Annotated in this window: 12 protein-coding genes; 2 read left to right on the top strand and 10 right to left on the bottom strand. The window is 43.0% G+C overall.

All coding sequences use genetic code 11. The features are described from left to right. Positions 1-74: 74 nt before the first annotated feature. From HYI04_RS00565 to prfB, 3 genes are all read right to left on the bottom strand, one after another. Positions 75-1,154 carry an alkene reductase gene (locus tag HYI04_RS00565; protein WP_159152729.1) on the bottom strand — a complete coding sequence of 360 codons (1,080 nt, stop codon included), beginning with the start codon at positions 1,152-1,154 and terminating at the stop codon, positions 75-77. 15 nt (positions 1,155-1,169) lie between these two features. Next, positions 1,170-1,469, bottom strand: coding sequence for a helix-turn-helix transcriptional regulator (locus HYI04_RS00560; protein ID WP_004978252.1), 300 nt, complete (start codon positions 1,467-1,469; stop codon positions 1,170-1,172). Positions 1,470-1,609: 140 nt separating this feature from the next. Further along, positions 1,610-2,705 (bottom strand): peptide chain release factor 2 gene (gene prfB, locus HYI04_RS00555; protein ID WP_100222790.1). Its coding sequence is split into 2 segments (ribosomal slippage): positions 1,610-2,632 and positions 2,634-2,705, totalling 1,095 coding nucleotides; the frame shifts between segments, so codons are not numbered across the junction. 482 nt (positions 2,706-3,187) lie between these two features. Here prfB and HYI04_RS00550 point away from each other — a divergent pair. Both HYI04_RS00550 and HYI04_RS00545 read left to right on the top strand, forming a co-directional pair. Next, positions 3,188-3,970: a putative porin gene (locus HYI04_RS00550; protein WP_130235401.1), complete on the top strand. Its 783-nt coding sequence runs from the start codon at positions 3,188-3,190 to the stop codon at positions 3,968-3,970. Between the two features lie 174 nt (positions 3,971-4,144). Continuing rightward, positions 4,145-4,945 (top strand): putative porin, encoded by an 801-nt coding sequence (locus tag HYI04_RS00545; RefSeq protein WP_159152730.1) that lies wholly within the window; start codon positions 4,145-4,147, stop codon positions 4,943-4,945. Between the two features lie 45 nt (positions 4,946-4,990). Here the strand turns inward: HYI04_RS00545 and recJ are convergent, their stop codons facing one another. The 7 genes from recJ to HYI04_RS00510 form a co-directional block, all read right to left on the bottom strand. Beyond that, positions 4,991-6,697, bottom strand: coding sequence for a single-stranded-DNA-specific exonuclease RecJ (gene recJ / locus HYI04_RS00540; protein ID WP_159152731.1), 1,707 nt, complete (start codon positions 6,695-6,697; stop codon positions 4,991-4,993). Beyond that, positions 6,698-7,354 carry a pyridoxamine 5'-phosphate oxidase gene (gene pdxH, locus HYI04_RS00535; RefSeq protein WP_159152732.1) on the bottom strand — a complete coding sequence of 219 codons (657 nt, stop codon included), beginning with the start codon at positions 7,352-7,354 and terminating at the stop codon, positions 6,698-6,700. A 14-nt stretch (positions 7,355-7,368) separates the two neighbouring features. After that, complete coding sequence (gene glmM, locus HYI04_RS00530) at positions 7,369-8,700, bottom strand: phosphoglucosamine mutase (protein WP_148825327.1); 1,332 nt, start codon at positions 8,698-8,700, stop codon at positions 7,369-7,371. A gap of 122 nt (positions 8,701-8,822) precedes the next feature. Then, the gene (gene guaB, locus HYI04_RS00525) at positions 8,823-10,289 is read right to left on the bottom strand and encodes an IMP dehydrogenase (RefSeq protein WP_178895758.1); all 1,467 of its coding nucleotides are present in this window, start codon (positions 10,287-10,289) and stop codon (positions 8,823-8,825) included. A gap of 156 nt (positions 10,290-10,445) precedes the next feature. Then, entirely contained in the window at positions 10,446-10,811 is a 366-nt protein-coding gene (locus tag HYI04_RS00520) for a YkgJ family cysteine cluster protein (RefSeq protein WP_062031975.1), read from the bottom strand. Positions 10,812-10,906: 95 nt separating this feature from the next. Beyond that, positions 10,907-11,704 (bottom strand): MBL fold metallo-hydrolase, encoded by a 798-nt coding sequence (locus HYI04_RS00515; RefSeq protein ID WP_062031972.1) that lies wholly within the window; start codon positions 11,702-11,704, stop codon positions 10,907-10,909. 182 nt (positions 11,705-11,886) lie between these two features. Then, on the bottom strand, positions 11,887-12,462 hold the full coding sequence (locus HYI04_RS00510) for a TMEM165/GDT1 family protein (protein ID WP_062031969.1): 576 nt from the start codon (positions 12,460-12,462) through the stop codon (positions 11,887-11,889). Positions 12,463-12,495 lie beyond the last annotated feature (33 nt).

The raw sequence follows: 12,495 nt of genomic DNA, 5'->3' as shown, positions 1-12,495 counted from the left end.
AAATAAAACAGCGCAACTCATATTATCCCATGAATTACGCTGTTATCTTGTCGCGAATTTAACGGAAAAGCAATTTAAACCGCAGCAGTTTCCATTTCAGCTAAAGTTGGATAGTCCACATAGCCTGCCGCGACATCTGTTCCAATCATGTTTTCCAGTTTCAGTTCATTCAGTGGTGCATCTTGCAGTAGACGCTCATACAGATCTGGATTCGCAATATAGGCTTTACCAAATGCAACGGCATCTGCCTTTTCAGCTGCCAACAGCTCAATCGCATCTTCACGACTCAGTTGCATATTGGCAATATAAGGCACTCCACCAGAACGCTCTTTCATATATTCAGAAATACTATCTTCAGCCAGATATTCACGGGTAAAGAAGAAGGCAATCTTGCGTTTGCCCAGCTGCTCCATGGCATAGCCAAATGTTTCACGTGGATTATCATCGCCCATGTCATGGTCATCACAACGCGGCGCAAAATGCACCCCTACACGATCTGCGCCCCATACTTCAATCAGTGCATCAGTTGCTTCTAGCAGGAACCGTGTACGATTTTCCACTGAACCGCCGTATTCATCTTCACGCTGATTGGTTTTGCTTTGCAAGAACTGGTCAATCAGATAACCATTGGCAGCATGTAATTCCACACCATCAAAACCGGCTTCTTTAGCACGAATCGCGGCTTGCTTATATTGCTCGGTAATCACGTGAATTTCAGAAACCTCCAAAGGACGTGGCAATACATAAGGACGTTTTGGACGTAGTAAGCTGACATGACCCGCCTGTTGTACTGCACTTGCAGAGACTGGTGTTTCACCATTTAACAGATCCGGATGCGATACACGACCAACATGCCAAAGCTGGGCAATAATCAGACCGCCCTTCTCATGAACCGCTTGAGTGACCTTTTTCCAGCCTTCGACCTGAGCATCGGTAAACAATCCTGGAGTATTCAAATAGCCATTGGCTTCTTCAGAAATCACTGTGGCTTCAGAAATAATCAGGCCAGCACTTGCACGTTGCGCATAGTACTCAACCATCATTGGGGTTGGAACGCGATCAGCAGTTGCGCGGTTACGGGTCAGCGGCGCCATGATGACACGGTTTTTAAGCTCTAACGCACCGAGCGTTAAAGGAGAATTTAATTCAGCCATCGTTACTCCCACCTGTTAAAGGTGTTGTTGTAGGTGTTCGATAAATTGCTGAATCAACGCTTCATTGCGAGAAAAATAAGACCATTGTCCATATTTTTCCACTTGAATTAAACCGGCCTGCTGTAAAACGGACAAATGGTTCGACATCGTCGATTGCGATACATTTCCCAACCGTTCGATATGACCTGCACATACGCCGCGTCTAAAGTCACCACATTCGTCACTCGATAAAAATTGTTCCGGTTTTTTTAACCATTCCAAAATTTGGCGACGCGTTGGATTAGCCAAGGCTTTAAAAATTAAATCTATATCCATACTCAAGACACGTTTAATGGGCAACAAAGCGTTGTCAGCTTGTTTTACTTAATATATCGCATTTTTTCGATTTTAATATCGATTTTTTTAGATATATTGTAAAATAGCTGATAACCCTTTGCTTTCATTCATCATTTAAATTACAAACCTTGTTTTAAGCTTGCTTCAATAAACTTATCAAGGTCACCATCTAGTACTGCACCTGTGTTGGAGTTTTCAACACCCGTACGTAAGTCTTTAATACGCGAGTCATCCAATACATAAGAACGAATCTGACTGCCCCAACCAATATCCGACTTCGAGTCTTCAAGTGCTTGCGCTGCTTCGTTACGTTTGCTCATTTCCAACTCATACAACTTCGCACGTAACTGTTTCCACGCATGGTCACGGTTGGCATGTTGTGAACGTTGGTTCTGACACGCCACTACAATGCCTGTTGGCGCGTGGGTTAAACGTACCGCAGAGTCTGTTTTGTTAATGTGCTGACCACCTGCACCCGAAGCACGGTAGGTATCGGTACGCACGTCAGATGGGTTGATATCAATTTCAATGTTGTCATCGACTTCTGGCGAGACAAACACAGCAGAGAATGAGGTATGACGGCGGTTACCCGAGTCAAATGGCGATTTACGCACTAAGCGATGCACACCCGATTCGGTACGCAACCAGCCATAGGCATACTCACCTTCCACACGAATCGTTGCTGACTTAATCCCAGCCACATCGCCGTCTGACTCTTCCATCAATTCAGCTTTAAAACCATGACGTTCAATCCAGCGCATATACATACGCAGTAGCATTGAAGCCCAGTCTTGTGCTTCTGTCCCACCTGAACCGGCTTGAATTTCCACATAACATGGATTTGGGTCCATTGGGTTACTGAACATACGGCGGAATTCAAGCTTCGCTAACTCTTCTTCTGCAGAAGTCAATTCAGCTTGGACATCAGCCAACAGACTTTCATCATCTGCTTCTACTGCCAAATCAAGCATCGCTTGCGCATCTTCAAGCTGCGTTGCCAAACCATCTAACACATTTAAGACGTTTTCAAGTTCGCCTTTTTCTTTGGCCATGGCTTGTGCACGGCTTTGATCATTCCAAATCGCTGGATCTTCTAATTCACGGAGAACCTCTTCTAAACGCTCTTTTTTCAGATCGTAGTCAAAGATACCCCCGTAATGTGAGACCACGGTCGTTTAAGTCTTTTAATTGGTTTAGATACGGATTAATTTCCACGTGAATTACTCTCAATCAATATAAAGCGAAAAATAGCCGCTGATTATATCACAGTCGACGGCTGGGATTATTCATCTCAAATTCGACAAAATCACACCCTTCTTTCTAGAGCTTAAAATTTTTTAGCCTCCCAAAAAGTATTCACTTGATCCAAAATCAAGCTGCATACAAATGCGAACCATCCAAAAAAAATACGTCTGAGAAGCTTTCTCAACAGACGAACGGACTAAACATTTTGAGTTAAAATTGGTTAAAATGGCGTCAAAAATTATGAAATCCACATAATCTACACAATTTTAATAAAACAAAACATTATAAATTTATAATTTATTATCAATCATTTAAATTTAAAAAATTACACGATGTAACCTTAGATACAGAGCATTAACTTTCCTTTGGTTGACGCTTTTTTATTTTGCCCTAGACTGAAGTTGTAACAAAAAATTAATGAAATACAGTTCCACTTACGAGGGGTACATACCATGAAAAAATTAGCAATTGCTTCAGCATTACTTTCAGCTCTAGCGATCACAGGTACTGCACATGCATACCAAGCAGAAGTGGGTGCTTCAGCTGGCCTAATTGATCCAGACAACGGTAGTTCAAGCGGCTCTTTTGGCGTAGATGGCACATACTATTTCAACCCAGTTCAAACACGTAATGCGCCACTTGCAGAAGCAGCATTCTTAGACCGTGCAAGTAACGTTAACGCAAAATACCAATACGACGAAGTAGGTGATAATGAACGTCATCGTTATGGCGTCGGTGCTGAAGTCTTTGTCCCTAACTCAGATTTCTATGTGAGTGGTAATGTTGGTCGCGATGATAGGAAATTTGACCGCGGTGGCGATTTTGATGAGACCGTTTATGGCGCTGAAGTGGGTTATTTACCAGCACCAGGTTTATTAATTGCTGCGGGTCTAAAAGGCTATGACAACGATTATGACGATGGCGTAGATCCTACTCTTCGCGCTAAATATGTCACTTCTTTAAGCAATGGTAAAGACATTAACTTAGAAGCAGGCGCAGGTTTTGGTGATTTAGACGAATATAATCTTGCAGCAGATTACTTCATCGATAAAACCTTAAGCCTAGGTGTAGATTACTACAGCAAAGACCGTGACTATGGTGATACTAACGAATTTGGTATCAATGCACGTAAATTCTTTACCCCGCAAGTCAGCCTTGAAGGCCGTGTTGGTTTTGGTGAAGATGGCAACAACGACTACAACAAATTCGGTTTAGCTGCGAAATATCGTTTCTAAGCTTAAGTCTAATTCCTTACTCAAATAGCACCCTTCTTCGGAAGGGTGCTTTTTTATACCCTAAAATAAAGCAGTTAGGTAGAAATAGTACATTGACGTGCTGCGTATCTTACGTACAATCAGCAACAACTGTAACAAAACAGTCATATTTCTACAACAGAGGGAATCTCAATAATGTTTAAAAAACTCGCGCTTGCAACTGCTCTTCTTGCTGGTTTAAGTACTGCTCATGCGTATCAATTTGAAATCAATGGGGGCTATGAAAACACTGATTTTGATGGAGAAGGTGATTTAGATACATTCTTCATTAATGGCAAATATTATTTAAATGGTGTTCAAGTCAAAAATGCACCTTTAGCTGAAGCAGCGTTCCTAAGTAAAGCTAGCAATATTGGTTTAGGTTATGCTAATGCTAGCGGTGATGGCGACGAAGATATTGATGTCGTTGGCCTGAGCGGAGAATTCTATATTCCAAATACACAATTCTATGTGGGTGGAACTATTAACCAGGTTGACTTTGCAGGCGACGATAATACTGGTTATGCACTTGAAGTTGGTTACTTACCAATCAATGGCCTTTTATTGGCTATTGGTGCAGCAAATGAAAGCGTAGACCCTGTTCAAGTTGCAAACTATGGCTTTATGACAAATCTTCTAAATCAAGTAACCGTAGGTGAAGATACAGCTGTATCTTTACGCGCTAAGTATGTCACTCAAATTGGCAACCATTTTACTAACTTTGAAGGCTTGTCTTATTTTGGTGATGAAACAACTTATCGCTTAGGTGCTGATGTTTATATCGACCCAACTTTAAGTGTAGGCGTTTCTATTGCAGACTCAACTGCTGATGATTCTGAAACTGTTTTTGGCGTTCGTGCACAAAAATTCTTTACCCCAACAATTGCAGTTGGTGTAAATTACACAACAGTTGATGAAATCGATTCATTCGGTATCAATGGTACATTCCGCTTCTAATCCCTTGCATTAAAAGTAAAAAAACCGCTCTATAGAGCGGTTTTTTTAGTGTTGTTCTAAATGCAAAATGCGAAGTTGTACGCTGACATTGCCACGAAATTCATTTTTATCCAGCTCATAGACCAAACGAATTTGATGGTTCATTTCATTGAACTGGTATTTGTCCACCGCATTAAAAGCAATGGCATCCACGACCTGTCCATTGTCTAAAGCAACACGTAATTTTAAATGCACTTCTTTCAGCCAGCGAAAATCTAAAATTTGAAAATTTCCTTCAAAAATAGGCGCTGGAAACTTTTGCCCCCATGGACTAATCTGCTGCAGCAGATCGACCGTTTCAACCTGAATATTTTCTGCTGCTAACTCACCATCGGTCCATAAAGTCGCCGTAAATAGACCTTCATCCTGAGCTGCCATCAGTACTTCAAAGGCCTGCTTAAACTCTTCAAAATGGACTTTTTGAATGGTTAAACCCGCTGCCGCAGCATGCCCACCAAAGTGGCTGACCAAATGTGGATATTGCTCAGCAACACACTCAATGGCATCGCGGATATGGATTCCTTCAATCGAACGGGCAGAACCTTTGATGTGTATCCCATCTTCATCTGCAGCAAACACAATACTCGGACGATGAAACTGTTCTTTTAAGCGCCCCGCAACAATGCCAATCACCCCTTGATGCCAATGCGGCTCAAACATAATTAAAGCCGCAGGTAAGACCGTATCATCCAGTTGAATTTGATCCAAGGCTATTAAGGCCTCTTGTTTCATCGTCGCTTCAACCTGACGCCTTTCCACATTCAACTGATTCAGTTGTTCTGCCAATGGATAGGCAGAGGCAAAGTCCTGTGCCAATAGACATTCAATCCCGATATCCATGGTTTCCATACGACCTGCCGCATTAATCCGTGGTCCCAGTACAAACCCCAAATCTTGCGCTTTTAAAGTTACAGCCTCTCGACCTGCAATCTCCAGTAGAGCGCTGATGCCAGGACGACATAAATGCTGTTGAATGCGCTTCAGCCCGACATCGACCAAGATGCGATTGTTATAGTCAAGACTCGCAACATCGGCATAGGTGCCTAAGGCCACCAAATCCAAATACTGACTCATGAGTGCCGAGGACTTATGCAGTTTTTTACGATAGGTCGATAAGTTGGCCAAGACATAAAAGGCCACGCCCACCCCAGCTAAGGCTTTACTTGGAAAATCACACCCCAACTGGTTCGGATTCACTACCGCTTGGGCACTGGGAGTCGGTTTGGTCGTCAAATGGTGATCGGTAATAATCACCTGCATGCCATGATCTTGCGCTTGTTTCACGCCATCATGACTGGAAATACCATTATCAACCGTAATCAATAAATCAGGTGTAAAGCTGGTAAATGCTAAATCCGCAATCGCAGGCGTTAAGCCATAACCATATTTAAAGCGGTCTGGAACCAGATACTCTACCTGTGCCCCCATCTCTCGCAAAGCCAAGACCATCAAGGCCGTACTGGTTGCACCATCTGCATCATAATCGCCGACAATGACAATTTTGTGATGCTGATCCATTGCAGCATCTATCAACTGAATAGCTTCGTTTAAGCCTTTCATATTAGGTGCTAGTAGATGCTTAAGCTTTAATTCCAGTTCTTGTGCTGACGCTACACCACGACGAGCTAAAATTTCTGCAATAAACGCAGGAACATCCTGAAATAATTCAGGACGGCTAATGAAGGGTCTTTGCTTAATTTGAATGGATGACATTTATGGCATCAAACGCTTCAACACCCAAACATCGTGCTGTTTTTCATAGCTTAAACGGTCATGCAAACGGTTTGGTCGCCCTTGCCAAAACTCATAGTAGTCAGGCTCGAGACGGTAGCCACCCCAAAAGAGGGGTTTATTCAGTTCTGATTTAGCTTCAACTTGGCTTTGCAATTGCGCAAAACGTTGTTGCAAGACTTCACGGCTTTCAATCACACCACTTTGTGGTGTACTGATATGTGCCGCAATTTGGCTATCTCGTGGCCGCTTATGATAGTAGTCCGTCGATTCTTCTTCAGAAATTTTGACCACTTTACCGCCAATACGAATCTGACGTTCCTGCTCTTGCCAATAGAACAATAACTCTGCATATGGGTTTTCTGCCAGATCATTGCCTTTTTGGCTGTCATAATTGGTATAAAAATCATACCCTGCTTCGGTTGCACCGCGTAGCAATACCGTTCGCACATGTGGACGACCCTGCGCACTCGCTGTCGCCAATGACATGGCATAGGGTTCGTGCAGTTGTGCTTCTAAAGCATGATTAAACCAAAGTAAGAACTGAGCATGTGGATGGGTTTCTACTCGATCTTCATGCAGCTCGCCTTTTTGATAACTTAAACGAAGCTCACTGAGATCTTTAATTAAATCACTCATTTCTTCACTCCCTATTAAGCTGCATTCGCACGTACAGCATCAGCCAATGTATGGGCTAAAGTGCTGACTTCATCGAGGTCATCCCCTTCCACCATGACACGAATCACAGGCTCAGTACCTGATTTACGAATCAACAAACGACCACGACCTTTGAGTTGTTGCTCGGCTTTATCAAATTCAGCCACCAAAGCAGGCACCGCATAAGGGTCAAACATCGCCTCTAAACGTACATTCACCAGCACATTCGGTAGAAGCTTAAAGTCAGCAACCAATTCATGCAGTGCTTTCTTCTGCTCGACCATCACGGTAAGGACTTGTAGAGCCGCAATAATGGCATCACCAGTGGTACTTTTATCCAAGGTTAAGATATGTCCTGATGGCTCACCGCCAATCACCCAGCCTTTTTCTTCTAGACCTTGTAGGACATAACGATCCCCCACTTTAGCACGTAATAGCGCTACACCCGCTTTATCCAATGCCAACTCTAAAGCCATGTTTGACATCAAGGTGCCCACTATTCCAGCAGGCTTTTTAGCACTTTGTGTCGCCAAGATATATAAAATATGGTCGCCATCAATCAGCTTGCCATCTTTATCCACCAAAATAACGCGGTCCGCATCCCCATCAAAGGCGATGCCCAAATCAGCCTTATGCTTCACTACGAGTTGCTGCAAATGCTCAGGATGGGTCGAACCACATTGCTCATTGATATTTACACCGTTAGGCTCATTATGAATGGCAATGACCTTGGCGCCGAGCTCACGAAAGACCGATGGACCCACGTTATATGCAGCACCATTGGCGCAATCCACCACAATGGTTAAATCATTCAAGTCTAAATGGTATGGAAATGTGGATTTACAAAATTCAATATAGCGGCCATTGGCATCTTTTACGCGGACACTTTTACCTAAGTTTGCCGTGTCTTCAATCACTAATTCTTTTTCAAGTTCCTGATTAATTTCTTCTTGAATAGCATCTGGTAGTTTCTTACCTTCACTGGAAAAGAACTTGATCCCATTATCAAAATAAGGATTATGTGATGCTGAAATCACAATGCCCAAACTTGCATGTAAAGCACGGGTCAAATGTGCAATCGCTGGGGTTGGTAATGGGCCCAATAAATGTACATAAACCCCTGCCGCATTTAAACCTGCTTGCAATGCCGACTCTAAAATATAACCGGATAAACGTGTATCTTTTCCGAGTACTACCAATGGTTTTGATTTTTTACTGTGGCGTTTTAAAACTTTCCCTGCGGCAAAGCCTAATTTAAGGGCAAATTCAGGGGTAATAGGGAGGACGCCAAACTTACCGCGAATACCATCGGTACCAAAATAACTCATGTTCTACTCACTTCTTAATGGTGATCTAAATCATCACTTTTTTACTCACGACACTTTACACCAAAACGAAAAAGCCGTCATAAAAATGACGGCTTTTACATTCAACAATTCGTATAACTTTATTAGCCAACGCGATAGTTTGGTGCTTCTTTGGTAATCGTTACGTCATGAACATGTGACTCAGACATACCTGCCGAAGTAATTTTCACAAACTTCGCATTTTGACGAAGATCTTCAATCACAGATGAACCCGTATAACCCATAGAAGAACGTAAACCGCCCATCATTTGGTGCACGATGTTACCCATTGGCCCTTTGTATGGCACACGACCTTCGATCCCTTCAGGAACAAGTTTCTCAGCACCTGCTTTAGAGTCTTGGAAATAACGATCCGCAGAACCTGTTGCTCCTGCCATCGCGCCCAATGAACCCATACCACGATACGCTTTATAGTAACGACCTTGGAAGAATTCCACTTCACCTGGCGCTTCTTCAGTCCCAGCAAGGAGTGAACCAACCATAATCGTACTCGCACCCGCGCCAATCGCTTTCGCCATGTCGCCAGAGAAACGAATACCACCATCGGCGATCAATGGAATTTGATCTTTCAGTGCATTGGCAACGCTATCAATCGCAGAAATCTGCGGCATACCAATACCCGCCACAATACGCGTGGTACAAATTGAACCTGGGCCGATACCGACTTTGACCGCATCTGCGCCTGCATCAAGGAGTGCTAATGCAGCATCACCTGTTGCAATATTACCACCAATCACTTGGACTTGTGGGTAATTCGCTTTCACCCAACGTACACGCTCGATCACACCCGCAGAGTGACCATGCGCCGTATCCACGACAATCGCATCTACACCCGCTTCAACCAAAGCTTCGACACGGCTTGGTGTTTCTACACCTGTACCAACTGCAGCACCTACGCGTAAGCGACCAAGGTCATCTTTACAGCTGCTTGGATAGCTTTCCGCTTTACGGAAGTCAGTGACTGTAATTAAACCTTTAAGTTCGTTGTGTTCACCAACAACCAAAACTTTTTCAATGCGATGCTTTTGTAGCAATGCTTGAATATTTTCTTTCGACTCACCTTCACGAACAGTCACAAGGCGGTCTTGGCCGGTCATGATGTTACTTACAGGTTGCTCAAGGTTTGTTTCAAAGCGTGTATCGCGACCTGTGACAATACCGACCACTTTGCCATCTTTCACAACAGGCACACCGCTGATGTTGTTGGCTTGAGTAATCGAGATCAATTCGCGCACTGTAGTTTCAGGTGTCACAGTAATTGGATCTTTAACCATTCCTGCTTCAAATTTTTTCACACGACGGACTTCTGCAGCTTGTGCAGCAATATCCATGTTCTTGTGCAAAATACCAATACCACCGTTTTGCGCCATCGCAATCGCCATACGTGATTCAGTCACCGTATCCATTGCTGCTGAAACAAGGGGGATATTTAAATTAATGCCGCACGTGAATCGTGTCTTTAATGAGACATCTTTTGGGAGAACAGTAGAATAGGCAGGGAGTAATAGGACATCATCAAAAGTTAACGCGTCTTGAACGATGGTCAACATGGCAGTCTCACTGGTAATTTCCGTGCGCTATTATAAACAAATATGAACTTAAATTTCATTTCAATTGAAAATTTATTTTTTTATTTCTTGTTTTGAGATGGATTTGATTTACTTTCAAAAACTCAAAAAGCAGAGCCTTGACTCTGCTTTTACTGATTAACACACTTGATCAAAACCTTCATCATTGACTGCAATGCTCGCTTCCAATTGCACAAATGGAATCATATTGTGCGCACGTCGCGCTTTGTTGCATTGATCATCAGCAATTTGAACTTCTTTACATGAAGAGCTACGCTGTTCATACATCCCACAACTCACGTGCTCACCAATGGTGCCTTGCAGTGCGATACAGCGTGGACTGGCTTGATTAGTTCCAACCATGCATGAATACACAGCCGTCACTGGTTCTGTGTAATGTTCAGGCATGGAGATGCCTTCAGCCCAGTAAAATGAGACTCTAAAAAAGGCACAACATGCCCCGCAGCTTAAACAGGCATCTTCCGTTGGAACTTGAGACAACATCCTTTATATTCTCATTTTCAAAAAACTTTTTTTGGAAGAAAATATTAAAAAAATTGTGGTTGCCAAACAAGCAAAATTTACGACTATTTTGTCACTTAAGTTGGACAGGTAAAAACACTCTCATCCATCAAGTCTGTACCGCACTCCAAAGTCTCAATCCAATCTAAAAATTGATGAATCTGCTCGTGCCCAATAAACGGTGTCCCATGCTGCGGTACAATCATTTCGACATCCATCGTGCGGACCATATTGACCCATAAACGAATCACTTTGTTATTGCACATATAGCGCTGATGAAACCCTTTCATTTTAGGAATATGCGCAGCAAAGTTTTCCAAAGGTTTTGAGGCATCGTCCACCATCGATGCCCCCATATCGCCTGAAAATAAAATTTTGGCAATTGGGTCATAAAACTGAAAATTACCCACCGAATGTAAAAAATGCGCAGGCACAGCAATAATCGAAGACTGCCCCAACGTAATCACCTGACCGTGGTCTGGTAGCTCCACTAAACGATCCAGCCAGTTACCTTTCATCCGCTCACTCATAAAGGCAGAGTTCAAGTGAGGTAAAAAGCGTGCCCAAAGTTTAGAAGCCACCACTTTCGCTTCGGTATAGACCAACCAACGCGGCATTGAGGTAATAATGTCGGGGTCTTGGTGTGAGGCCATCACAAAATCAAGATTGGTCAAACGCGTATATTTATTCAACTCCATGGTCAGCGGCACATAGGTTAAATCACCACCCGGATCTAAGACCGCAGCACGCTCATGGTCAATAATTAAAAACTGATTTGCCTGTACACCCTCGCCTTTGACCAAGCTGGTAAAGCTAATACACTTATGTGTGCCATCATCATATAAAACCTGTGACGTTGTGCGGTCAAATGCCATGCCCATCCCCTCAAAATGCTGTTTTTCTTAAAAGACTTTTTAATACCTACAACATATATGGATTTACACAAACTTACAATGCATTTGCGACCAATATCATTTGATATATCAATAAATTGAAGATCATTTTTCAATAAAAAATCCCGATTTTTTAAGTCGGGATTCTTATTTTCTACGGTGAATTAGAAGAAATAATGCTGTACAAGTGTCGCAATACCAATGACCAAGAAAATGGCCGCACCAATTTTATGAATTAAGGCAATTGGCAACTTGGTCGCCAACTTATCGCCAATAAAGACCGCTGGCGCATTAGCCAACATCATCCCTAAAGTCGTACCCAACATCACCCAAACTATACTGTCAAAACGTGCCGCTAAAGCCACTGTCGCAATTTGGGTTTTATCACCAATTTCGGCCAAAAAGAACAACACAAACGTTGCGCCAAATACCCCTAGTTTCTGCCATTTCTTAATGCTGCCTGACTCATCATCCAACTGATCAGGAATCAACATCCAACCTGCCATAGCAATGAAACCAATCGAGAGAATCCAGATCAGCGCATCAGGGCTTAAAACTGTGGTGATCCATTGGCCTAAAACAGCAGAGACACCATGGTTAATAATGGTCGCCAGCAAAATAGCCAATAGAATTGGGACGGGTTTACGGAAACGTGCAGCAAGTAACAATGCAAGCAGTTGGGTCTTATCGCCCATTTCAGCTAAAGCCACGATGGCTGTGGAGAGGAGGAATTCATACATGATGTCTTTCTCTGGCTAGCATAACAAATACCA

The organism is Acinetobacter sp. SwsAc2, assembly GCF_013391465.1.
GTDB classification, from domain to species: domain Bacteria; phylum Pseudomonadota; class Gammaproteobacteria; order Pseudomonadales; family Moraxellaceae; genus Acinetobacter; species Acinetobacter johnsonii.
Note: the sequence above shows the minus strand (reverse complement) of the source record. Positions and strands in the feature narration are given on the sequence as shown.